The organism is Micromonospora globbae, assembly GCF_003610785.1.
Taxonomy (GTDB): domain Bacteria; phylum Actinomycetota; class Actinomycetes; order Mycobacteriales; family Micromonosporaceae; genus Micromonospora; species Micromonospora globbae.
This window is the reverse complement of record NZ_RAQQ01000018.1, coordinates 100,111-123,143: the sequence shown is the minus strand read 5'-3', so window position 1 is coordinate 123,143 and position 23,033 is coordinate 100,111. Positions and strand designations below refer to the sequence as shown.

Annotated in this window: 19 protein-coding genes and 4 tRNA genes; 20 read left to right on the top strand and 3 right to left on the bottom strand. The window is 70.5% G+C overall.

Annotated features, from left to right (window positions below):
• Positions 1-158: 158 nt before the first annotated feature.
• Together D7I43_RS23290 and D7I43_RS23285 are read right to left on the bottom strand one after the other, a co-directional pair.
• Complete coding sequence (locus D7I43_RS23290; protein ID WP_120330680.1) at positions 159-398, bottom strand: hypothetical protein; 240 nt, start codon at positions 396-398, stop codon at positions 159-161.
• Positions 399-1,266: 868 nt separating this feature from the next.
• On the bottom strand, positions 1,267-1,761 hold the full coding sequence (locus D7I43_RS23285) for a YajQ family cyclic di-GMP-binding protein (protein ID WP_120330679.1): 495 nt from the start codon (positions 1,759-1,761) through the stop codon (positions 1,267-1,269).
• Between the two features lie 149 nt (positions 1,762-1,910).
• Here D7I43_RS23285 and D7I43_RS23280 point away from each other — a divergent pair.
• Positions 1,911-1,994: transfer RNA gene (locus tag D7I43_RS23280), tRNA-Tyr, on the top strand.
• A 297-nt stretch (positions 1,995-2,291) separates the two neighbouring features.
• Complete coding sequence (locus D7I43_RS23275) at positions 2,292-3,560, top strand: MFS transporter (protein ID WP_120330725.1); 1,269 nt, start codon at positions 2,292-2,294, stop codon at positions 3,558-3,560.
• Positions 3,561-3,622: 62 nt separating this feature from the next.
• On the opposite strand, the gene D7I43_RS23270 is transcribed toward D7I43_RS23275, so the two are convergent.
• Positions 3,623-4,300 (bottom strand): DUF1028 domain-containing protein, encoded by a 678-nt coding sequence (locus D7I43_RS23270; protein WP_120330678.1) that lies wholly within the window; start codon positions 4,298-4,300, stop codon positions 3,623-3,625.
• 578 nt (positions 4,301-4,878) lie between these two features.
• Here D7I43_RS23270 and D7I43_RS32805 point away from each other — a divergent pair.
• The 18 genes from D7I43_RS32805 (at position 4,879) to D7I43_RS23185 (ending at position 23,004) form a co-directional block, all read left to right on the top strand.
• A complete protein-coding gene (locus D7I43_RS32805; RefSeq protein WP_158610137.1) occupies positions 4,879-5,037 on the top strand; it encodes a hypothetical protein in 159 nt (52 codons plus the stop codon).
• A 55-nt stretch (positions 5,038-5,092) separates the two neighbouring features.
• Positions 5,093-7,621: a putative bifunctional diguanylate cyclase/phosphodiesterase gene (locus D7I43_RS23265; protein WP_120330677.1), complete on the top strand. Its 2,529-nt coding sequence runs from the start codon at positions 5,093-5,095 to the stop codon at positions 7,619-7,621.
• Between the two features lie 93 nt (positions 7,622-7,714).
• A tRNA-Thr gene (locus D7I43_RS23260) sits at positions 7,715-7,787 on the top strand.
• 23 nt (positions 7,788-7,810) lie between these two features.
• Positions 7,811-7,883: transfer RNA gene (locus D7I43_RS23255), tRNA-Met, on the top strand.
• Positions 7,884-8,015: 132 nt separating this feature from the next.
• A complete protein-coding gene (gene rpmG, locus D7I43_RS23250) occupies positions 8,016-8,183 on the top strand; it encodes a 50S ribosomal protein L33 (protein WP_093403583.1) in 168 nt (55 codons plus the stop codon).
• Positions 8,184-8,309: 126 nt separating this feature from the next.
• Entirely contained in the window at positions 8,310-8,756 is a 447-nt protein-coding gene (locus tag D7I43_RS23245; protein WP_120330676.1) for a MaoC family dehydratase N-terminal domain-containing protein, read from the top strand.
• A gap of 1 nt (position 8,757) precedes the next feature.
• Positions 8,758-9,150: a MaoC family dehydratase gene (locus D7I43_RS23240; RefSeq protein ID WP_120330675.1), complete on the top strand. Its 393-nt coding sequence runs from the start codon at positions 8,758-8,760 to the stop codon at positions 9,148-9,150.
• Between the two features lie 129 nt (positions 9,151-9,279).
• Positions 9,280-9,352, top strand: a tRNA-Trp gene (locus D7I43_RS23235).
• Between the two features lie 212 nt (positions 9,353-9,564).
• Positions 9,565-9,942: a preprotein translocase subunit SecE gene (gene secE / locus D7I43_RS23230; protein WP_120330674.1), complete on the top strand. Its 378-nt coding sequence runs from the start codon at positions 9,565-9,567 to the stop codon at positions 9,940-9,942.
• Between the two features lie 38 nt (positions 9,943-9,980).
• Positions 9,981-10,703: a transcription termination/antitermination protein NusG gene (gene nusG / locus D7I43_RS23225; RefSeq protein ID WP_120330673.1), complete on the top strand. Its 723-nt coding sequence runs from the start codon at positions 9,981-9,983 to the stop codon at positions 10,701-10,703.
• A 186-nt stretch (positions 10,704-10,889) separates the two neighbouring features.
• Positions 10,890-11,321 carry a 50S ribosomal protein L11 gene (gene rplK, locus D7I43_RS23220; RefSeq protein ID WP_120330672.1) on the top strand — a complete coding sequence of 144 codons (432 nt, stop codon included), beginning with the start codon at positions 10,890-10,892 and terminating at the stop codon, positions 11,319-11,321.
• An 83-nt stretch (positions 11,322-11,404) separates the two neighbouring features.
• Complete coding sequence (gene rplA / locus D7I43_RS23215; RefSeq protein WP_120330671.1) at positions 11,405-12,121, top strand: 50S ribosomal protein L1; 717 nt, start codon at positions 11,405-11,407, stop codon at positions 12,119-12,121.
• A 76-nt stretch (positions 12,122-12,197) separates the two neighbouring features.
• Positions 12,198-13,034 carry an ATP-binding cassette domain-containing protein gene (locus tag D7I43_RS23210; protein ID WP_120330670.1) on the top strand — a complete coding sequence of 279 codons (837 nt, stop codon included), beginning with the start codon at positions 12,198-12,200 and terminating at the stop codon, positions 13,032-13,034.
• Positions 13,031-13,720, top strand: a complete 690-nt coding sequence (locus D7I43_RS23205; RefSeq protein ID WP_120330669.1) for a hypothetical protein — start codon at positions 13,031-13,033, stop codon at positions 13,718-13,720. Before D7I43_RS23210 ends, D7I43_RS23205 begins: the two co-directional genes overlap by 4 nt.
• Before the next feature lie 310 nt (positions 13,721-14,030).
• Complete coding sequence (gene rplJ / locus D7I43_RS23200) at positions 14,031-14,576, top strand: 50S ribosomal protein L10 (protein WP_120330668.1); 546 nt, start codon at positions 14,031-14,033, stop codon at positions 14,574-14,576.
• 54 nt (positions 14,577-14,630) lie between these two features.
• The gene (rplL, locus tag D7I43_RS23195; RefSeq protein ID WP_120330667.1) at positions 14,631-15,020 is read left to right on the top strand and encodes a 50S ribosomal protein L7/L12; all 390 of its coding nucleotides are present in this window, start codon (positions 14,631-14,633) and stop codon (positions 15,018-15,020) included.
• 574 nt (positions 15,021-15,594) lie between these two features.
• Positions 15,595-19,026, top strand: a complete 3,432-nt coding sequence (rpoB, locus tag D7I43_RS23190; RefSeq protein ID WP_120330666.1) for a DNA-directed RNA polymerase subunit beta — start codon at positions 15,595-15,597, stop codon at positions 19,024-19,026.
• Between the two features lie 90 nt (positions 19,027-19,116).
• Positions 19,117-23,004 carry a DNA-directed RNA polymerase subunit beta' gene (locus D7I43_RS23185; protein ID WP_120330665.1) on the top strand — a complete coding sequence of 1,296 codons (3,888 nt, stop codon included), beginning with the start codon at positions 19,117-19,119 and terminating at the stop codon, positions 23,002-23,004.
• Positions 23,005-23,033: the final 29 nt, after the last annotated feature.

Sequence of the window (23,033 nt, the reverse complement as noted above, 5' to 3'; positions counted from 1 at the left end):
CGGTTGGCCCGGGCGGGGTCGGGTACTCCCTCGGGCGTGTTCGTCTTCTTCTCGAACCGGGTCGGATGCCTGGGCTCGCTGCTGATCAGCGCGCTCCTCACGGTGGTGCTGCTGCTGATCTTCAACCGCTGACGGCGGTCGCGGCGGTGCTGGTGTCGTCAGGTGCCCGACGCCGGTCGGCGGCGCACGCCCCGGACCACCCAGCGGAGGGCCTGGTGGACACCGACGCCCACGGCCGTGTTGGCGAGCGCGAGAGCCGACGCGCCGAGCAGCCCCGGTTCGAGGCCCATGGCCCCGGTCGCGACGAGCAGGACGGGCCAGAGCAGCGCGGCGGCGGCGAGCGACAGCCGCCACCAGCGACCGGCCACGAGGCCGAACAGGATCAACGTCGGGATCACGGGCGCCCCCTTCCCCGGCGCCTCCACGATACGTCCGGGCGGTGATCCAGTGGGCTGCCCGACCTGCGGTGACGGCAGCGAGGCCCGACGGGCCGTCAGATGCGCGGCGGCGGACTAAACCGGTGGCCGCCGCGGCTCGTTCCGCCCTACCGTGAGCTGGATCTTCTTCTCCGACGCCCTCCCGAGAGGACTTCACCCCGCGTGACGCCGCCTGCTTCGTAGACCTGACACCGTGCCCGCGCATCGGTCGCCGACGTCGCCGTCGGTTCGTTTCCCATGCCTTCCGTCAGGCCCTTCGGAGAAGATCATGTCTACGCGTCCTCGTATCGTGCTGCCCGGGACCGTCGGGCGCACGCGGCTTCCCCTGCTCGCACTCGGCTGCGCCCACCGCTGTCCCGACCTCGGGACGTTCCGCGTCACCGCCGGCGGCGAGTCCCTCGACACCACGCCCCTGGTCGCCCGCGCGTCCCGCGACCACACCAGCACAGTTCGGCCTCTGCTCCTGAGCGCGCGCCGTTGGCCGCAGCCCGGACGGGATGCGCGGTGGCCCCGCCGCGGACTGCACCATGCGGCCGTCCGCGCGCGGTCGGTCATGATGCGCGACAGGTCAGGGCCGTCCCGGTATCGGCGACGACGGTGAACGCCCGGGTGCGCACGTCTGTCCGGTGACCTGGGTCGGCGTCGGCACGGCCGGCGTGTGGGCTGGCGCCCGCACGCCGGCGTGGCCGGTTCGATCGGCGGACGGGCTGCGGGACGCGGTTCGGCCAGGCCGCCGCCAGGTCGGACACTGGACAGACGTGACGTACGACGACCAGCGGCGACGACATCTGCCGTGACAGGCCCCCGGCCGGCCACGACGGCGACGGCTTTACCGGTAGTTGGTGAACTGGAGGGCGACGCCGAAGTCCTCGCCCTTGAGCATCGCGATCACGGCCTGGAGGTCGTCCTTCTTCTTGCCGGTGACGCGGAGCTGGTCGCCCTGGATCTGCGCCTGGACGCCCTTCGGGCCCTCGTCGCGGATCTTCTTGCTGATCGCCTTCGCCTTGTCCGAGTCGATGCCCTGGATGATCTTGCAGTCGATCTTGAACACCTTGCCGGAGGACCGCGGGTCACCCGCGTCCAGCGACTTCAGCGAGATGTTGCGCTTGACCAGCTTCTCCTTGAAGACCTCCAGCGCGGCCCGGACGCGCTCCTCGGTCTCGGCCTGGAGGGAGACCGCCTCCTCGCCCGACCAGGAGATCTCGGCGCCCGTCCCCCGGAAGTCGAACCGCGTCGCGAGCTCCTTCTCCGCCTGGCGGAGGGCGTTGTCGACCTCCTGCCGGTCGACCTTGCTCACGATGTCGAACGACGGGTTCGCTGCCATGCTCATGCTCCTGCTGTCCGGCGGTTTCTGGCGTGCCGTCGCCCGCTGACCAGCGGTACGACCCCCTGACCGTACCCGGTTGCACCGGCGGCGGGGGGAGCCGCTATCCTTGCATCCGTCGCCGCGTCCCCGACGCGGTGATACGCCCTGGCGGGTTGCCCGAGCGGCCAATGGGAGCGGACTGTAAATCCGTCGCGAAAGCTACAGAGGTTCGAATCCTCTACCCGCCACCAGGTGCACAAAGAAGCCCCTGACCAGCGAGAACGCTGGTCAGGGGCTTCTTTCGTGAGCCCACTCGGTCCCCGCTCGATCTCGGATGGCGGTTTCGCAGACGTGTCCGGGCTACCGGCAAGGAGGCCGTGATTGCCGAGGCCATCGAGTCGACCAAGGCCGCTGGCCAGGGCGTACAACGCGCGGTTGTGGCGCGCCGCCGGTCCGGTTGTTTGATCCCGCCTCCGCGACCTTGCTTCGATCGCTGCCGTTCACGGGGGAGCGCCGGGGGAGCGCCGGTACGGGGAGGCGGAGCTGTGGTGGCGAGGAGGTCCCTGGGCCGGCAGTTCGGGTGGTTGTGGGCGGCCTACGCCGTCAGCGCGTACGGCTCCGGGCTGGGGTTCGGCGCCCTGCCGCTGATCGCCGTGCTGCTGTTGGACGCCAGTCCCGCTCAGGTGTCCGCGTTGTCGGCGGTGGGGCCGGCGGTGGGCGCGCTCATCGCGGTGCCGCTCGCGCCGTGGGTGGAGTTCCGCCGCAATCGGCCGGTGATGATCGCGATGGACGTGGTCCGGTTCGCGGTCATGATGACGGTCCCGATCGCGTACGCGTTCGGGCTGCTCGGTTTCGTCCAGTTGCTGGTCGTCTCGGCGGTGGTCGCCGCCGCCAAGATCGCCTTCAACGCGGCCAGCGGCGCGTACCTCAAGACGCTCGTCCGTCGGGACGACCTGCTCGTGGCCAACGCCCGGTTCGAGTCGACGACGTGGAGTTCCATCGCGGTCGGGCCACCGCTGGGCGGCGCGGCCATCGGCCTGTTCGGGCCGGTGACGACCGTGCTGGCGGACGCGTTCAGCTACCTGTTCTCCGCCCTGGGCATCGCCGCGATCCGGGGCAGGGAGGACCGGCCGCGGCGCACCGGGACGAGCCGGGTCCGGGTCGGTGAGTTGCTCGACGGTTGGCGGCACCTCCTGACCCATCCCGGCCTGCGGGCGCTCTACCTCAACCAGCTGCTCGTCAGCGGACTCATCATGGCCACCGAGCCGTTGCTGGCCGTACTCCTGCTCCGTGAACTCGGGTTTCCACCGTGGCAGTACAGCCTCGCCTTCGCCCTTCCCTGCGTCGGTGGGCTGATCGGCTCACGCCTCGCCCGCCGGGTAGTGGCGCGGCACGGCCGGCACCGGACGCTGCGGACGGTCGGCGCGCTGCGGGCGGTCTGGCTGATCGGCCTCGCCTTCGTCCAACCTGGAGTCGTCGGCCTCGTGACGGTGGTCGCCGTCGAGTTCGCGATCATCGTCAACATGAGCCTGTACAACCCGGTGCTGGCCACCTACCGGCTCGAGAACACGCCCCGGGACCGCGTCGTCCGCACCCTGACGGCCTGGTCGATCAGCAGCAGCGCCGCCATCGCCGTCCTCAGCGCCCTCGGCGGTCTGCTCGCCGCGGCCACCAGCCCACGTACCGCCATCACGGTCGCGGGGTTGCTGATCCTGGCGAGCCCGCTGCTGCTACCGCGCCGGCGGGACGTCGCGCCGGCGCCTGACCGCGAGCCGGCGCCCCCCGGCGCCCGACCGGAGACGGTTGCCGGGCGGTAGCGCGGCCGGAGCCCCGGCAGCGGACGCGGGACCGCGTCGGCTTCGCCAGCGGGGACGCCCGGCTACGCCAGCGCCTGCCGGGCGGCCTCGCCCATCGGGTCCTCGCGGGTGGGCAGCCGCTCGATGGTCGGCAGCACCTCCTCCCGGAAGACGCCGTGCAGCCGGCGCAGTTCCGCCGCCGGATGCTCGGCGTCGTCGACCCGCACGTCCCAGATCGGGTACGGCTCGTCGCCGATCACCGTGACGGTCGCCGACCGTGCGCCCTGCCGGTCACCGCCGGCCTCCTCGCCGGCCTCGATGGCCAGCACGAGCCGCTCGGCCAGGTCGAGTTCCCGGCTCTCCTCGAACACTCGGACGATCTCCGCGAGGGTCTCGGGGCCCACCAGCCGGTTGCCCTGCGCCGCGTAACCCGGCCCGGTGTGGTGGCCGGCCCAGTGCCGGGCACGGGAGCCGGTGAAGGCGTACGCGCGTCCCTCGCGATCGACCATGCCGACCTGCCGTACCTCCCGACCCGGATCCCGGGCCAGCAGCACGGTCAGGACGTCCTGCGGCGAGCGGCCCTCGTGGAGCAGCGGCAGGCCGTCGTAGGCCAGGAACGGGTTGGGGGTGGCCTGGGTCGCCACCGCGCCACCGTCGGCGTGGACGTGCGCGACCAGCTTGCCGACCGCTGGTCTGGCCGTGAGGGCTCCCACCCCGAGCTGGCCCGTACGCGGGCAGCGTGCGGCGATCGAGAAGGTCACGGCCGGCGGGTACCCGGAGGGACGCCGGGCATGCCCCGCCCCGACGTGGGCAGGAGCGGGGCACGCCGGGCGCCGGGCAACGGGAACGCGCGGAACCAGGGGAGCGGGGGACGGCGCCGGACAGACGCGAAGAAGTGCCGGACACCGTGAATGACCGGACACGGGGAGGCGAACAGTGTCGGGTTGGCGCGGGGTCCAGCGTGGAATGGCTGAATTGCCCCCGACGTCCCTCTGGTCCTCTTGCGTCAGGCAGGTATGGTGGTCGATGTCCCGGTCGCGGTGCGGGCGACCGAGGCAGTCCGAGACGTGACACAGAGTGATCACACGCGGCTGTTCGAAGGTCGGGCGAGCCGTGGAGGCGAAATGTGCCGTACGTCGTATCAGGCACCCGATGAACCCTGCTCCCGGCACATCAGGCCCTTGATCTGGCCCTGCTCGGCGGGAGTCGTGGCCTGATCGGCGGAACCTCGTCACCGGCACGGCCCTGCCGTGCCCGCACGGCTTTTCTGGTCACCGGCCGTGTGGCACGATCGTGGAACCTCCACCATCCCTGTGACACTTCCCCGACAGGAGCAAACATGTCTGGTCGAAAGCGGGGCCGGCTGCTTGGCTCGTTCCTGGTGCTCGCTGCACTGGCCGCCGGCGTCTTCGTAGGCGACGTCTGGGGCGGGCAGGTGCACACAATGGACGTCATCTGGAACATGGACGTCATCTGGAACGCGCCGGTGCTTCCCTGACCCGAGGGTCAACTGCACCACGATGTGAACCAGCGGGGCCGGTGAGGGGGGCGGCATGGCGGGTCAAGGCCGCGCTGGCTCCCGCACGACGGAGCACGCCTGGCTGATCACCGGGCCGATGGCGTTGTTCGCCGTCGTCTGTTCGACGATCGTCGCCCTCGTCGTCCGGGAGCCGTTCGGTGACTGGCCGATGGCGGCGCTGCTCCTGGCGGCCATGGTGGCCGCCGGGCTGCCGGTGCTCAACTTCACCGTGCGGCGTCACTCCGTCGGCGTGACCCTCACCGAGATCCCGCTGGTTCTCGCGTTCTACCTGCTCCGGCCGCTCACCGTCGTCGTCATCTACACGCTCGCGGCCATCATCACGCACCATCGCCACCGGCTGGGCGCCACCAAGTTCTGGTTCAACGTCGCCCGGGCCGCGGCCGGGTCGTCCCTGGCGGTGCTGGTGCTGCAGGCGCTTCCGCCCGTGCAGGGGGTCGGTCCCGGCACCTGGCTGATCCTGTTCGCGGCGGCCAGCATGGTGAACCTGGTCAGCATCGTCTCCGTGGCGGGGGTCCACACCCTGCTCCAGGGCTGGCAGGCGGGGCGGGAGGCGATCCGGAAGACCCCGCTCGCGCTGCTCACCGCGGCCATCAACATCGCCAGCGGCATGGTCGTGCTCATCCTCATCGCGGAGACGTGGTGGTCCGTGGTGCTGCTGGCGGCCCTCGTCGTCGCGCTGGCGCTCGTCTATCGCGCGTACGCGCAGTTCTTCCGGCAGCACCGCACGCTCGCCGACATGTACGAGCTGAGCCGGGCGATCGCCGAGAGCGGGCAGGACGGCACCCTGGCCGACGCCCTTCTCGGGCGGGTGCGGACGCTGATGCAGGCGGAGTACGCCACGCTCTGGCTGCCCGCGCAGGGCCGGCACCCGGAGGTGCTGCTGACCGCGCGCAACGGCGACTCCGGTCTGCTGGACCTCGCCAAGACTCCCGCCTCGGTGCGGCAGCGGGCCCGGGCGCAGGGCCGCGCCGTCACCGTCGGGCGTGGCATGACCAGCGACCCCGATCTGCGTGCCGACCTGTCCGTCCAGCGGATCAAGGACGTGATCGTCCTGCCGCTGCGCTCCGGCCAGGCGGTCATCGGCACGCTGGAGGTGGCGAACCGCCTCGGCGACAGCAACTACTTCGTCCGCAACGACGTGCCCGTCTTCGAGACGGTGGCCGCGCACGCCGCTGTCGCGCTGGAGAACTCGCGGCTCGTCGACCGGCTGCGGCACGACGCGTACCACGACACGCTGACCAAGCTGCCCAACCGGCGGCGGATCACGAGCGCCCTCGACGAGTCCGTGAAGATCCGGGCGCCGGGGGAGGTCGTGGCGCTGCTCCTCTTCGACGTCGACGGCCTGCGCCAGGTCAACGAGTCGCTCGGCCACGCCGCCGGTGACAAGGTTCTCGTCGAGGTGGCCGACCGACTCCGCGCGTCGGCGCCGTCCTCCGCACTCGTGGGGCGGGCCGGTGGCGACGAGTTCCTGGTGACGATGCGGCTGGAGAGCGCCGAGGCGGCCGTGGACCTGGCCGCCCAGCTGCGCGAGCAGATCCGCGACGAGATGGTCTTCGACGCGCTCACCCTGGACGTGGACACCGCCGTGGGCGTCGCCGTGCACCCCGATCACGGCAGCGACGCCGCGACGCTGCTGCAACGGGTCGACCTGGCCGCCATGGCGGCGAAGTCGGTGCCGGGCAGCGTCCAGCTCTTCAACCCGGGCCTGGAGTCGCGGTCGCTGCGCCGGCTCGGGCTCGCCGGCGACCTGCGCCGGGCGCTGGACGAGGGGAAGCTGGAGATCTACTTCCAGCCCAAGGTCACGCTGCGGGACCGGCGGCTCGTGGGCGTCGAGTGCCTGGCCCGCTGGGAGCATCCGACGCACGGCACCGTGGCCCCGGAGGACTTCGTGGCGGTGGCCGAGCACACCGGCCAGCTCAGCCGCCTCACCGAGATCGTGCTGCGCGAGGGCCTGCGGCGCAGCCGGGACTGGGCCCAGGCCGAGCAGCCGCTCTCCGTGGCCGTCAACCTCAGCCCGCGTACGCTCACCGACCAGCACTTCCCGGACCGCGTCCAGGACCTGCTCACCGAGTACGGTGTGCCGCCGCAGCGGCTCACCCTGGAGATCACCGAGGCGGGGGTGCTGGACGGCACGGACCGCCCCGTGCCCACCCTGCGTCGGCTGCGCGATCTGGGCGTACGGCTGTCGGTGGACGACTTCGGCACCGGTGACTCGTCCCTGGCCCACCTGCGGCGGCTGCCGGTGCACGAGGTGAAGGTCGACCGGTCCTTCGTGCAGGGGATGGCCACCGATCCGGGCGACCTGGCGATCGTCAACGCCGTGGTGACGCTCTCGCAGCAGTTCGGCCTGGCGGTGGTGGCCGAGGGCGTGGAGAGCGAGCTGACGCTGGAGCTTCTCCAGGACATCGGGTGCGAGATCGGGCAGGGATTCCTGTTCAGCCGGCCGCTGCCGTACGAGCGGCTGGAGGCCTGGTTCGGCGCCCAGGTGGACCCCGAAACGATCTCGGGAGCGGAGCTTCCGCGCCTGCGCGTCGTGCCCTGACCTGCGCCGACGCCACGGCGGGGGATCCGATTTCGCGTGCGGGGTGCAGCCGTGTACTCTTACCTCTGCGCGCCCCACGGGGAGATCGCGCAGGCCCCCTTAGCTCAGTCGGCAGAGCGTCTCCATGGTAAGGAGAAGGTCTACGGTTCGATTCCGTAAGGGGGCTCGAGGGTCAGCTGGACCCACCACGGCGGTGTAGCTCAGATGGCAGAGCAAGCGGCTCATAATCGCTGTGTCGCCGGTTCAAGTCCGGCCACCGCTACTCTCGTCCTCCGGGCGTGTTCCCGGTGGTCAGTGGGAGGGGCGCCACAGGCGCCCACTTTGCATGTCCGCGTCATCAGCACGTACGCTGATGCGCCGTAGTTCTAACCGTTAGCGAGGAAGGCGCTCCGCCGTGGCGAAGGCGACCGATGTCCGGCCGAAGATCACTTTGGCGTGTGTGGAGTGCAAGGAGCGCAACTACATCACGCGCAAGAACCGCCGTAACGACCCGGACCGCATCGAGCTGAAGAAGTTCTGCCCCCGGGACGGTCGGCACACCCTCCACCGCGAGACGCGCTGACCTCCGGCCGGCACCGCCCGGCCACCCGTACGCTTCACCGATCGCCGATCTGACCGGTCCGGCGCGGCATCCGCCCGCCACCGACCGCGCAGATCGGCGATCGCGCTTTGCGTGTAGTTTCGCGGCATGTCCCTGGACCCGTCCTACGTCGGCCGGACGTACCCGCCGACCGCCCCCTACCAGGTGGGCCGAGAGAAGATCCGCGAGTTCGCCACCGCCATCGGCGCCACCGATCCGGCCCACCACGACCCCGAGGCCGCCCGGGCGCTCGGCCACCCCGACGTGGTGGCCCCGCCCACCTTCCCCTTCGTGGTGACCATGGCCGCCACCCAGAAGATCGTCGAGGACCCGGCGCTGGGCGTCGACTACAGCCGCGTGGTGCACGGCGACCAGCGGTTCGCGTACACCCGGCCGGTGGTGGCCGGCGACGAGCTGGTCTGCGTGAGCACCATCGAGGACATCACCACGCGGGGCGGGCACGGCTTCCTGACCACCCGCACCGACATCACCACCGCCGCCGGGGAGCCGGTGGTGGCGGTCTGGTCCAAGCTCGTCGTACGTGGGGAGGCCTGACGTGGAGCTGCCAGCCAGGACGTTCCGGGTGACCCGCGCGGACCTGGTCCGCTACGCGGGCGCCTCGGGCGACTTCAACCCGATCCACTGGAGCGACCGGATCGCGACGAAGGTCGGCCTGCCCGGGGTGATCGCCCACGGCATGTTCACCATGGCCCTGGTCGGGCGGGCGGTGACCGAGTGGGCCGGCGCTCCGGACGCGGTGGTCGACTACGGCGTCCGGTTCACCCGGCCCGTCGTGGTGCCCGACGACGACCAGGGCACCGAGATCGAGGTGACCGCGGTGGTCCGCGAGGTCACCGAGGACGGCCTCACCCGGCTCGACATCACGGCCACGTGCGGGGGCGAGAAGGTGCTCTCCCAGGCCCGGGCGACCGTGCGCACGGCCCGCTGACCGCGACCCGACGCGCGATGGGGGTGGACCGGTTGGGAAAGTCGGGTGCCTACCCGTACACTGGTCCGCCGTGGGGCAAGTGACCCCTGCTCGGCCGCGTGTGGTCGGGCAGGGCGAGCGTTGCCGCACAGGGGTGTAGCTCAATTGGCAGAGCAGCGGTCTCCAAAACCGCAGGCTGCAGGTTCAAGTCCTGTCACCCCTGCGCCTCAGGCCTGACCGTTCCCGTGGGTCGCGTCGCCGAGAAGGTGGCGTACGGCCCGTGGTGGTGGCATCGGCGGGGTGGCTCGGAGGCATCGGGCCGCCGGCCGATCCGCCGGCCGCGGCCCGTCGCGGGACGGTTGGTCCGGCCGGCGCGACCAGCGCCGCGCACGCCCCCGGGCGTGCGAACCCGAGATTCCCGCGACGGAGGGCGAAGTGGCCGAGAGCAAGCGGCGCGGCGAGGACGCCGGCGACGATCGTCTGCACGACGAGACCGTCGACGACGACGCCACCGGCGCGGACGAGCCGGTTTCCCGCGGCGGCACCGCGACGCGGTCCCGTGCCCGCGCCGAGTCGGCGGACAAGCCGAAGACCCGGACGGAGACCGACCGGGTGGGCCTGTTCGGCCGCATCGCCCGGTTCTTCCGCGAGGTCGTGGCCGAACTGCGTAAGGTCATCTGGCCGACCCGCAAGGAGTTGCTGACCTACACGGCCGTGGTGGTCACCTTCGTCGCGGTGGTGCTGACGATCGTGGCTGTCCTGGACTACGGCTTCGCCAAGGGCGTGCTGTGGGTCTTCGGCAACCCCAGCTGAGCGGCTGTACCAGCCGATAGTGACGGAAGTGAGCGAGCGTGCCTGAGTACGACGAGACCGCCGAGCCCGCGGACGAGCAGTCCACGGTGGCGACGGCGGCGAACGACGAGTCGGTCGAGGCCGCCAGCGACCCGGAAATCCCGACCACCGAGGCTCCGTCGGACGAGGAGTTCGACCCGGTCGCCGAGCTGCGCCAGAAGCTGCGCTACGCGCCGGGCGACTGGTACGTGGTGCACTCCTACGCCGGCTACGAGAACAAGGTCAAGACCAACCTCGAGACCCGCATCACGAGCCTCGACATGGAGGACTACATCTACCAGGTCGAGGTGCCGACCCGGGAAGAGGTCGAGGTCAAGAACGGCAAGCGGTCACAGGTCCAGGCGAAGGTCTTCCCGGGCTACATCCTGGTCCGGATGGAGCTGACCGCCGAGTCCTACTCCTGCGTGCGCAACACCCCGGGGGTCACCGGCTTCGTGGGGGCGACCGACCGGGCCGACCGTCCGGCGCCGCTCTCCCTCGACGAGGTGCTCAAGTGGCTGGCCCCGGCGGTGGAGACCGAGCAGAAGAAGGCGAAGCCGGAGGTCAAGGTCCTCGACTTCGAGGTCGGCGACTCGGTCACCGTCACCGACGGCGCCTTCGCGTCGCTGCCGGCGACGATCAGCGAGATCAACGCCGACCAGCAGAAGCTCAAGGTGCTGGTGTCGATCTTCGGCCGGGAGACGCCGGTCGAGCTGAACTTCAACCAGGTCGCCAAGATCTGATCCGGCCGCCGGCGGTGGGAGACCCCTCCCGCCGCCGGCGCGGCCGTTTCCGCTCGACCTCGCCGGTCGGGCGGAACCGGGCCTGCGCTACCCTTGAACGTCGCTGCCTCGCGCCGCGCTGACCGTGCGCGCCCGCAGGGCGGTGCCAGCGAGCACCAATCCCAGTTCCAAGCCCCAGGAAGAGACATGCCTCCGAAGAAGAAGCTCGTCAAGACGTTCACGCTTCAGCTGCCGGCGGGCCAGGCCACCCCGGCGCCGCCGGTCGGCCCCGCGCTCGGTCAGCACGGCGTGAACATCATGGAGTTCTGCAAGTCCTACAACGCGCAGACCGAGTCGCAGCGGGGCGACATCGTCCCCGCCGAGATCAGCGTGTACGAGGACCGGTCCTTCACCTTCGTGCTGAAGACCCCGCCCGCCGCCCGGCTGCTGATCAAGGCCGCCGGCGTGCAGAAGGGCTCGGGCGTGCCGCAGCGCGACAAGGTCGGCTCGGTGAGCCGCGCCCAGCTGCGGGAGATCGCCGAGCGGAAGATGGCCGACCTCAACGCCAACGACCTCGACCACGCCGAGCGGATCATCGCCGGTACCGCCCGCTCGATGGGCATCACCGTCACCGACTGATCCCGGCCCGCACCGACCCGTACGGATCGTGGGAGGGCGCGCACACGGCGCGGCCCGCCAGAGACCACAGGAGTAACCAAGACATGCAGCGCAGCAAGAGCTACCGCAAGGCCGCCGAGCTCATCGACCGGTCCAAGCTCTACACCCCCGCCGAGGCCGTGAAGCTGGCCAAGGAGACCACCTCCGTCAAGTTCGACGCCACGGTCGAGGTCGCGATGCGCCTCGGCGTCGACCCCCGCAAGGCGGACCAGATGGTCCGCGGCACGGTCAACCTGCCGCACGGCACCGGCAAGACCGCCCGCGTGATCGTGTTCGCCGCTGGCGCGAAGGCCGAGGAGGCCGCCGCCGCGGGTGCCGACGAGGTGGGCACCGACGAGCTGGTCGCCCGGATCCAGGGCGGGTGGCTCGAGTTCGACGCGGCGATCGCCACGCCGGACCAGATGGCCAAGATCGGCCGGATCGCGCGGATCCTGGGCCCGCGCGGTCTCATGCCGAACCCGAAGACCGGCACGGTGACCATGGACGTCGCCAAGGCGGTGCAGGACATCAAGGGCGGCAAGATCACCTTCCGGGTGGACAAGCACTCCAACCTGCACCTGATCATCGGCAAGGCCTCGTTCAGCGAGGCCCAGCTGATCGACAACTACGCGGCGGTGCTGGACGAGGTGCTGCGGGCCAAGCCGTCGGCGGCCAAGGGCAAGTACCTCAAGAAGGTCACCCTCACCACCACCATGGGCCCGGGCGTCCCGGTCGACCCGAACGTGGTGAAGAACCTCCAGGAGGCCTCGGCCGAGAGCTGAGCCCCTCCCGCGTCACAGGGCGCCGCCACGACCGTGGCGGCGCCCTGTCGCGTCTGTGATGTGGCAGGCTCGTCGCATGCGGCTGGAGAACGTCTGGCTGCGGTACCACCGGCGGGGGTCGTGGGTGCTGCGGGGTGCGGACGCGGAACTCGGTGCGGGCGAGGTGGCGGTCGTGCTCGGCCGTAACGGGGTCGGGAAGTCGACCCTGCTCCAGGTGGCCGCCGGGGTGATCCGGCCGGGCCGGGGGCGGGTGACGGGGCGGCCGGCCCGGGTCGGTTGGGTTCCCGAGCGGTTCCCCGCCGACCAGCCCTTCACGGTGGCGCACTACCTCACCGCGATGGGCCGGATGGCCGGGCTGCCCCCGTCCGAGGCCGGCCGCGCCGTGGACACCTGGGTCGAGCGGCTCGGCCTCGCCCGGTTCCGCGGGGTCCGCCTGCCCGAGCTGTCGAAGGGGACGGCCCAGAAGGTCGGCCTGGCCCAGGCCATGCTCCGCCGACCCGGCCTGCTCGTCCTCGACGAGCCGTGGGAGGGGCTGGACGCCACCGCCCGCGAGCTGGTCCCCGAACTCGTCGACGAGGTGCTGACGGCCGGCGGGTCGGTGCTGGTCAGCGACCACCGGGGTGAGGTCGCCCGGCTGCCCGGCGCGCGCCGGTGGACGGTGGCCGACGGCCTGGTGACCGAGGAGGCGCCGAGCGGGGGAGCCGGGTTCGCCGTGGTCGAGGTGGAGGTGGCCGCCGCGCGGGTGGCCGGCACCGTCGCCCGCCTGCGGGCCGAGGGCCACCGGGTGCTGGGCGTACGCCCCGGCGGTGAGCCGCCGGACGACCCCGTGCCGCCGGATGGGGGGCGCCCCGACGTCCGGGAGCCCGTGCCGGGTGCCCGCCCGGCGGATCCGGCGGACGAGGTGGTCCGGTGACCGCGCTGCTCCGGCTCCGGCTGGCCGGGTTCCTGCGTACCGGGCGGGCGGTGGCGCCGCTGCTCGCCGGGCTGGTCGTCCTCGGCACCCTCTACGGCGGCGGGCGGGCACAGGCCGGTGAGGCGTACGGCGTCTCGGCGGTGGTCCTGTTCCCGGTGCTCGCCTGGCAGACCAAGGTGCTGCTGGACGCGGAGCCGGACGGGCAGCGTCGGCTCGCCCAGGTGACGGTCGGCGCCCGGCGCGAGCGGATCGCCGGGCTGCTCGCCGCCGTGGTGGCGGCACTCGGCACGGTCGCCGTCGCGCTGGTCTTCCCGTGGCTGGTCGGCGGTGTCACCGGCCCGGTCGAGCCGGGCGACCGGTCGATCGCCGTCGGTCTGCTCCTCGGGCTCTGGGCGCACCTGCTGGCCGTACCCCCGGCGGTGCTGCTCGGGGCGCTCGCGAGCCGCGCCTGCACGGGCAGTGCCGGGTACGGCGTCGCGGTGCTGGCCCTCGGCGGGGTCGGCGCGGTCGTGCTCGGCCTGAGCGGCTCGGCGGTGCCCTGGCTGGCGCCCCCGATCATGGCGACCGCCCGAGCCACTGCCGGGGCGCTCCCGGCGACGACCGCGGCGCTGCTCACCGTCTGGGCGATGGCCTGGAGCGCCGTGGCCCTGGCCGGCTACGTCTGGTGGCGCCGGTCGCGCATGTGAGCCGGCGCACAGCACGGGGGCGATTTGGCGCTTCCGGTGCGGGTCGCGTAACCTTGGCGCGAAGTTCCACCCAGAGACCGCTGGTCACCGTGCCTCGGCACGGTCGAAGGTCCCGCGACGACGGGCGACCCGCGCAGGGCGGCAAGCGAAAATCGGCAGTGCAGCACGGCCCGCCGACCGTGCCCGCGTCGCCGGCCCTCGCCCCGTGCGCCCCGCGCCGGGGCTTTTCTCGTTGTCGCGCTTCCTGAGCCGCCGTCGTGAGCGCCCGTTCCCGACGGCGACCAGCCTCGAGCAACGAGAGAGGAGGGACATGGCGGACAAGCCGATCCGGGCCGACAAGGCCACGGCCGTCGCCGAGCTGACCGAGAGCTTCCGCAACGCGGGCGCCACGGTGCTGACCGAGTACCGCGGTCTGACGGTTTCCCAGCTCACGCAGCTGCGACGCTCGCTCGGCAAGGAGACCACCTACACGGTCGCGAAGAACACGCTGGCCAAGCGTGCCGCGTCCGAGGCAGGCATCTCCGGCCTCGACGAGCTGTTCACCGGTCCTACCGCGCTGACTTTCGTTTCGGGCGACGTCGTCGAGGCGGCGAAGGGGCTTCGCGACTTCGCGAAGGCCAACCCGAAGCTCGTCATCAAGGGCGGCGTCTTCGAGGGCAAGGCCATTTCCGCGGCCGAGGTCACGAAGCTCGCCGACCTGGAGTCCCGCGAGGTGCTGCTGGCCAAGCTGGCCGGCGCCATGAAGGGCAACCTGAGCAAGGCCGCGGCCCTGTTCCAGGCCCCGCTCTCCAAGGCCGCCCGTGCGGCGGCCGCCCTGGCGGAGAAGCGCGAGAAGGAGGGCGCCGAGGCGGCCTGAGGCCTCCCGGTGCCCGTTCAGTCTTAGTAACTCAAGTTGGAAAGGACGCCAGACATGGCGAAGCTCAGCACCGAAGAGCTGCTCGACGCGTTCAAGGAGATGACGCTGATCGAGCTCTCCGAGTTCGTGAAGCAGTTCGAGGAGACCTTCGAGGTCACCGCCGCCGCCCCGGTCGCCGTGGCCGCGGGTGCCCCGGCCGCCGGCGGTGCCGCCGCCCCGGCCGAGGAGGAGAAGGACGAGTTCGACGTCATCCTCGACGCCGACGGTGGCAAGAAGATCCAGGTCATCAAGGTCGTGCGTGAGCTGACCGGCCTGGGCCTCAAGGAGGCCAAGGACCTGGTCGAGGGCGCGCCGAAGCCGGTCCTGGAGAAGGTCAACAAGGAGACCGCCGACAAGGCCAAGGCCAAGCTCGAGGGTGAGGGCGCCAAGGTCACCCTCAAGTGACCTGAGGCTCCACCTGCGCGTGTCCGGCTCACGTGAGCCGGGGCACACACCGCGCCACAGCGGGCGGCGATCCGACAGCGGGTCGCCGCCCGCCGCGTTGGTGACCCCGGCGGCAGCGCGCGTGAGCTGGGCGTCCACGCGCAGGGCGGGGTCGGCGTGCGACGGGTCGCCGGGCCGGACGGGCGGGAAAGACGCGGCGACCCGGAGGCCGGGCCTTGACGCGGCACCGGGCTGCCAGGCACGCTGACACCAGCAAGACCTTCCGCGCTTGCGACGGCCACCAGGCGGGTATTGCAGCGGCGGCACCATCGTCCGCGGCACCCGAGCGGCCCAGCGGGAACATTGCGTTCCGAGCGGCCCGGTCGACCCGGTTTCCGGGGTCCCGGAGCACGTTCCGCAATGACCTGTGGGGGTGGGCTGGACAGCGGTTAGCCTCTCGGCTACACTGCTAGTTTGCGCTGCCTTCCGACTTGACCCCTGCTCGGAAATGTCCGTTTCCGGATATTTCTGGTGGGGTCATTGGAGTGCACGCGTACCAGCCGTTCTGCAGCACCGGTCCTCGGAAGGACGCATCTTGGCAGCTTCCCGCCCTGCGAAGACCAGTCGTACGTCGAGCGCATTCGCTCCCCGCCGAGTTTCTTTCGGCAGGATCACCGAACACCTCGAGGTCCCCAACCTCCTCGCCATCCAGACCGAGTCCTTCGACTGGCTGATCGGCAACGAGGCCTGGCAGGGCCGGTCGGCGGACGACCCGCACGCACGCTCGGGTCTCGCGGAGATCCTCGACGAGATCAGTCCCATTGAGGACTTCTCCGGCACCATGTCGCTCTCCTTCTCGTCCCCGCGCTTCGACGAGGTCAAGGCCTCGATCGAGGAGTGCAAGGAGAAGGACCTCACGTACTGCGCCCCGCTCTTCGTGACCGCGGAGTTCACCAACAACACCACTGGCGAGATCAAGAGCCAGACGGTGTTCATGGGTGACTTCCCGATGATGACGCCGAAGGGCACCTTCATCATCAACGGCACCGAGCGCGTCGTGGTGAGCCAGCTCGTCCGGTCCCCGGGCGTCTACTTCGACAAGCAGCCGGACAAGACCTCCGACCGCGACCTCTCCAGCGTCAAGGTCATCCCGAGCCGGGGTGCCTGGCTGGAGTTCGACATCGACAAGCGCGACACGGTCGGCGTCCGCATCGACCGCAAGCGCCGGCAGGCCGTCACGGTCCTGCTCAAGGCCATCGGTTGGTCCAACGAGCAGATCCGTGAGCGCTTCGGCTGGTCCGAGCTCATGATGACCACGCTCGAGAAGGACCACATCGCCGGCCAGGACGAGGCGCTGCTCGACATCTACCGCAAGCTGCGCCCCGGCGAGCCGCCGACGCGTGAGAACGCGCAGACCCTGCTCGACAACCTCTTCTTCAACCCGAAGCGGTACGACCTGGCCAAGGTCGGCCGGTACAAGTTCAACAAGAAGCTCAACATCGACGTGCCGATCACCACCGGCACGCTGACCGAGGACGACATCGTCGCCACCGTGGAGTACCTGTGCCGGCTGCACGCCGGTGAGGACGGCTACGAGGCCGACGACATCGACCACTTCGGCAACCGGCGCCTGCGCACGGTGGGCGAGCTGATCCAGAACCAGGTCCGGGTCGGCCTGTCCCGCATGGAGCGGGTCGTCCGGGAGCGGATGACCACCCAGGACGTCGAGGCGATCACGCCGCAGACCCTGATCAACATCCGCCCGGTCGTGGCGGCGATCAAGGAGTTCTTCGGCACGTCGCAGCTGTCCCAGTTCATGGACCAGACCAACCCGCTGGCGGGCCTGACCCACCGGCGCCGGCTGAGCGCGCTCGGCCCGGGTGGTCTGTCCCGGGAGCGGGCCGGCTTCGAGGTCCGTGACGTGCACCCGTCCCACTACGGCCGGATGTGCCCGATCGAGACGCCGGAAGGCCCGAACATCGGTCTGATCGGCGCGCTCTCCACCTTCGCCCGGGTCAACCCGTTCGGCTTCATCGAGACGCCGTACCGGAAGGTCGTCGACGGTCGGGTCACCGACCAGATCGACTACCTGACCGCGGACGAGGAGGACCGGTACGTCAAGGCGCAGGCCAACGCGCCGCTGAAGTCCGACGGCTCGTTCGCCGAGGACCGCGTCCTGGTCCGCCGTAAGGGCGGCGAGACGGAGGACGTCCCGCCGGAGGCCGTGGACTACATGGACGTGTCGCCGCGGCAGATGACCTCGGTCGCGACGGCGATGATCCCGTTCCTCGAGCACGACGACGCCAACCGGGCGCTCATGGGCGCGAACATGCAGCGCCAGGCGGTGCCGCTGGTCAAGGCCGAGGCGCCGCTGGTCGGCACCGGCATGGAGTACCGGGCGGCCGTGGACGCCGGTGACGTGGTGGTCGCCGAGGTCGGCGGTGTCGTCGAGGACCTCTGCGCCGACTACATCACCGTCCACCAGGACGACGGCCACCGCCGGACGTACCTGCTGCACAAGTTCCGCCGCTCCAACGCCGGCTCCTGCGTCAACCAGAAGCCGGTCGTCTTCGAGGGCGACCGCGTCGAGGCCGGCCAGGTCATCGCCGACGGCCCGTGCACCGACGAGGGCGAGATGGCGCTCGGGCGCAACCTGCTCGTGGCGTTCATGACCTGGGAGGGCCACAACTACGAGGACGCGATCATCCTGTCGCAGCGCCTCGTGCAGCAGGACGTGCTCACCTCGATCCACATCGAGGAGCACGAGGTCGACGCCCGGGACACCAAGCTCGGCCCGGAGGAGATCACCCGCGACATCCCGAACGTCAGCGAGGAGATGCTCGCCGACCTCGACGAGCGCGGCATCATCCGGATCGGCGCCGAGGTCGTCCCCGGCGACATCCTGGTCGGCAAGGTCACCCCGAAGGGTGAGACCGAGCTGACCCCGGAGGAGCGGCTGCTCCGCGCGATCTTCGGCGAGAAGGCGCGCGAGGTCCGGGACACCTCGCTGAAGGTGCCGCACGGTGAGACCGGCACGGTCATCGGCGTGCGTACCTTCTCCCGCGAGGACGGCGACGAGCTGCCTCCGGGCGTCAACGAGCTGGTCCGGGTCTACGTCGCCCAGAAGCGGAAGATCCAGGACGGCGACAAGCTCGCCGGCCGTCACGGCAACAAGGGCGTCATCTCCAAGATCCTCCCGATCGAGGACATGCCGTTCCTCGAGGACGGCACCCCGGTCGACATCGTGCTCAACCCGCTGGGTGTGCCGAGCCGGATGAACATCGGCCAGGTGCTGGAGACGCACCTCGGCTGGGTGGCCAAGACCGGCTGGAAGATCGAGGGCGAGGACGCCGAGTGGAAGCGGCAGCTCCAGGCGATCGGCGCCGACGAGTCCGAGCCGGACACCAACGTGGCCACCCCGGTCTTCGACGGTGCCCGCGAGGAGGAGATCGCCGGTCTGCTCGAGTCGACGCTGCCCAACCGCGACGGCCAGCAGCTGATCGGCCGCAGCGGCAAGGCGCGGCTGTTCGACGGCCGCTCCGGTGAGCCGCTGCCGGACCCGATCGCGGTCGGCTACATCTACATCCTGAAGCTCAACCACCTGGTCGACGACAAGATCCACGCTCGGTCGACCGGTCCGTACTCGATGATCACGCAGCAGCCGCTGGGTGGTAAGGCGCAGTTCGGTGGTCAGCGCTTCGGTGAGATGGAGTGCTGGGCGATGCAGGCGTACGGCGCCGCGTACGCCCTGCAGGAGCTGCTGACGATCAAGTCCGACGACGTTCTCGGCCGGGTGAAGGTCTACGAGGCCATCGTCAAGGGCGAGAACATCCCGGAGCCGGGCATCCCGGAGTCGTTCAAGGTGCTGCTCAAGGAGCTGCAGTCGCTGTGCCTCAACGTCGAGGTGCTCTCCAGCGACGGCGTGGCCCTCGAGATGCGCGAGACCGACGACGAGGTGTTCCGGGCCGCCGAGGAGCTGGGCATCGACCTGTCCCGGCGCGAGCCGAGCTCGGTCGAGGAAGTGTGACGTCGAGCCTCCGGGGGCGGGCGACCGCCCCCGGGGCCCGACCCCGATGAGCTGCTGGCGCAACAAAGCGACGTGTGAGGGATATATAACGTGCTCGACGTCAACTTTTTCGACGAGTTGCGGATTGGCCTGGCGACCGCCGACGACATCCGTCAGTGGTCGCACGGCGAGGTGAAGAAGCCCGAGACGATCAACTACCGCACCCTGAAGCCGGAGAAGGACGGGCTCTTCTGCGAGAAGATCTTCGGGCCCCAGCGGGACTGGGAGTGCTACTGCGGTAAGTACAAGCGCGTCCGGTTCAAGGGCATCATCTGCGAGCGCTGCGGCGTCGAGGTGACCCGGTCCAAGGTCCGTCGCGAGCGGATGGGTCACATCGAGCTGGCCGCTCCGGTGACCCACATCTGGTACTTCAAGGGCGTGCCGAGCCGGCTGGGCTACCTGCTGGACCTCGCCCCCAAGGACCTCGAGAAGATCATCTACTTCGCCTCGTACGTCGTGACGAGCGTGGACGCCGAGGCGCGTCACCGCGACCTCGCGACGATCGAGAACGAGATCCTGGCCGAGAAGCGGCAGGCCGAGAACAGCCGCGACTCGGAGATCGAGAAGCGGGCCGCCAAGCTCGAGGCCGACCTGGCCGAGCTGGAGGCCGAGGGCGCGAAGGCGGACGTCCGGCGCAAGGTCAAGGAGGGCGGAGAGCGCGAGATGCGCCAGATCCGCGACCGGGCCCAGCGCGAGATCGACCGCCTCGACGAGGTGCTGGACACGTTCCGCAAGCTGGAGCCGAAGCAGCTGGTCACCGACGAGCTGCTCTACCGCGAGCTGCGGGACCGGTTCGGCGAGTACTTCACGGGCGGCATGGGCGCCGAGGCGATCAAGGCCCTGGTCCAGAACATGGACCTCGAGGCCGAGGCCGATAGCCTGCGCGAGACCATCCGTACCGGTAAGGGCCAGCGGAAGATCCGGGCGCTCAAGCGGCTCAAGGTCGTGTCGGCGTTCCTGAACACCCGCAACTCGCCGCTCGGCATGGTGCTGGACTGCGTTCCGGTCATCCCGCCGGACCTGCGTCCGATGGTGCAGCTGGACGGTGGCCGCTTCGCGACCTCCGACCTGAACGACCTGTACCGCCGGGTGATCAACCGGAACAACCGCCTCAAGCGGCTGATCGACCTCGGCGCGCCCGAGATCATCGTCAACAACGAGAAGCGGATGCTGCAGGAGGCCGTCGACGCGCTGTTCGACAACGGCCGCCGCGGCCGGCCGGTCACCGGCCCGGGCAACCGCCCGCTGAAGTCGCTCTCCGACATGCTGAAGGGCAAGCAGGGCCGGTTCCGCCAGAACCTGCTGGGCAAGCGCGTCGACTACTCCGGCCGTTCGGTCATCGTGGTCGGCCCGAAGCTCAAGCTGCACCAGTGCGGTCTGCCCAAGCAGATGGCGCTGGAGCTGTTCAAGCCGTTCGTCATGAAGCGGCTGGTGGACCTCAACCACGCGCAGAACATCAAGTCCGCGAAGCGGATGGTCGAGCGGCAGCGGCCGGTCGTGTGGGACGTGCTGGAAGAGGTCATCGGCGAGCACCCGGTGCTGCTGAACCGGGCGCCGACCCTGCACCGGCTGGGCATCCAGGCCTTCGAGCCGCAGCTGGTCGAGGGCAAGGCCATCCAGATCCACCCGCTGGTCTGCACCGCGTTCAACGCCGACTTCGACGGCGACCAGATGGCGGTTCACGTGCCGCTGTCCGCCGAGGCCCAGGCCGAGGCGCGGATCCTGATGCTGTCGTCGAACAACATCCTCAAGCCGGCCGACGGCAAGCCGGTCACCATGCCCACCCAGGACATGGTCATCGGCCTCTACCACCTCACCCACCTCACTCCCGACGAGAAGGGTGCGGGCCGGGCGTTCAGCTCGGACGCCGAGGCGCGGATGGCGTACGACAACGGCGAGCTGCACCTGCAGGCTCCGGTGAAGATCCGGCTGCGGGGTGTCGTCGGGGTCGACAACGGCGCCGGCGCCGAGCCGTGGACCCCGCCGGAGGGCTGGGTCGAGGGCGAGCCGGTGACCGTGGAGACCACGCTGGGCCGGGTCCTGTTCAACGAGACGCTGCCGCCGGGCTATCGCTTCGTGAACTACGAGATCCGCAAGGGCCAGCTCTCCGCGATCGTCAACGACCTCGCCGAGCGCTTCCCGAAGGTGGCTCTCGCGGCCACCCTCGACGGGCTCAAGGAGGCCGGCTTCCACTGGGCCACCTGGTCCGGCGTGACGATCGGCATGGAGGACGTCATCGCGCCGCCGCGCAAGGCGGAGATCCTCGACCGGTACGAGAAGGAAGCCGACAAGATCGACCGGCAGTACCAGCGCGGTCTGATCACCGCCGAGGAGCGCCGCAGCGAGCTGATCTCCATCTGGACCAACGCGACCAACGAGGTCGCCAAGGAGATGGACATCGCTCTGCCGCAGGAGAACCCGCTGTGGAAGATGATCAACTCGGGTGCCCGCGGTAACCTGCTCCAGCTCCGGCAGATCGCGGCGATCCGTGGTCTGGTGGCCAACCCGAAGGGCGAGATCATCCCGCGGCCGATCAAGGCCAGCTACCGGGAGGGTCTGTCCGTGCTGGAGTACTTCATCTCCACGCACGGTGCCCGCAAGGGTCTCGCCGACACCGCGCTGCGGACCGCCGACTCGGGTTACCTGACCCGTCGTCTGGTCGACGTCTCGCAGGACGTGATCATCCGCGAGGAGGACTGCGGCACCGACCGGGCCATCCCGATGCAGGTGGGCGAGCGGATCGACGGCAAGCTGGTCGTGCACGAGCACGCCGAGACCAGCGTGCACGCGCGTACCCTCGCCGACGACATCAAGGGGCCGGACGGCACCGTCATCGCCGAGCGGGGTGCGGACCTCAACTCGATCCTGGTCGACAAGATCGTGGCGGCCGGGGTGGAGACGGTGCGCGTGCGCAGCGTCCTCACCTGCGAGTCGAAGCTGGGCGTCTGCGGTGCGTGCTACGGCCGCTCGCTGCCGACCGGCAAGACGGTGGACGTCGGCGAGGCGGTCGGCATCATCGCCGCCCAGTCGATCGGTGAGCCGGGTACGCAGCTGACGATGCGTACCTTCCACACCGGTGGTGTCGCCGGTGAGGACATCACCCAGGGTCTGCCGCGTGTCCAGGAGATCTTCGAGGCCCGGGTCCCGAAGGGTAAGGCGCCCATCGCCGACACCCCGGGCCGGATCCGGATCGAGGACGGCGAGCGGTCCCGGAAGATCATCGTGATCCCGGACGACGGCAGCGACGAGATCGTGTACGACAAGATCTCGAAGCGGGTCCGGCTGCGGGTCCAGGACGGCCAGCACGTCGAGGTCGGGGAGAAGCTCACCGAGGGCACCATCGACCCGCACGAGCTGCTCCGCATCCTCGGCCCGCGGGCGGTCCAGGTCCACCTGACCCAGGAGGTCCAGGAGGTCTACCGGTCGCAGGGTGTGCTCATCCACGACAAGCACATCGAGATCATCATCCGCCAGATGCTCAAGCGGGTGACGGTCATCGACTCCGGCTCGACCGAGTTCCTGCCGGGTGTGCTGGTCGACCGGGCGCTGTTCGAGTCGGAGAACCGCCGGCTCGTCTCCGAGGGCGGCGAGCCCGCGGCGGGTCGTCCGGTGCTCATGGGCATCACCAAGGCCTCGCTGGCCACCGACTCCTGGCTGTCGGCGGCCTCCTTCCAGGAGACCACCCGGGTGCTGACGGACGCGGCGATCCACGCCCGCAGCGACTCGCTGATCGGCCTCAAGGAGAACGTGATCATCGGTAAGCTCATCCCGGCCGGTACGGGCATCAGCAAGTACCGCAACGTCCGGGTCGAGCCGACCGAGGAGGCGAAGGCCAAGGTCTACTCGATGACCGGCTACCCGGAGACCGACTACGGCTTCGGGCCGGCCAGCGGGCAGGCGGTGCCGCTGGACGACTTCGACTTCGGGTCGTACCGCTAAGCAGCACGAACGACGAGGCCCCCGGCATG

Excerpts from the sequence above, each read along its gene's own strand:
- D7I43_RS23285 (WP_120330679.1), bottom strand. The coding sequence starts at position 1,761 with ATGGCAGCGAACCCGTCGTTCGACATCGTGAGCAAGGTCGACCGGCAG.
- D7I43_RS32805 (WP_158610137.1), top strand. The coding sequence starts at position 4,879 with ATGTCTGGTCGAAAGCGGGGCCGGCTGCTTGGCTCGTTCCTGGTGCTC.
- D7I43_RS23265 (WP_120330677.1), top strand. The coding sequence starts at position 5,093 with ATGGCGGGTCAAGGCCGCGCTGGCTCCCGCACGACGGAGCACGCCTGG.
- D7I43_RS23245 (WP_120330676.1), top strand. The coding sequence starts at position 8,310 with ATGTCCCTGGACCCGTCCTACGTCGGCCGGACGTACCCGCCGACCGCC.
- rplK (WP_120330672.1), top strand. The coding sequence starts at position 10,890 with ATGCCTCCGAAGAAGAAGCTCGTCAAGACGTTCACGCTTCAGCTGCCG.
- rplA (WP_120330671.1), top strand. The coding sequence starts at position 11,405 with ATGCAGCGCAGCAAGAGCTACCGCAAGGCCGCCGAGCTCATCGACCGG.
- D7I43_RS23210 (WP_120330670.1), top strand. The coding sequence starts at position 12,198 with ATGCGGCTGGAGAACGTCTGGCTGCGGTACCACCGGCGGGGGTCGTGG.
- rplJ (WP_120330668.1), top strand. The coding sequence starts at position 14,031 with ATGGCGGACAAGCCGATCCGGGCCGACAAGGCCACGGCCGTCGCCGAG.
- rplL (WP_120330667.1), top strand. The coding sequence starts at position 14,631 with ATGGCGAAGCTCAGCACCGAAGAGCTGCTCGACGCGTTCAAGGAGATG.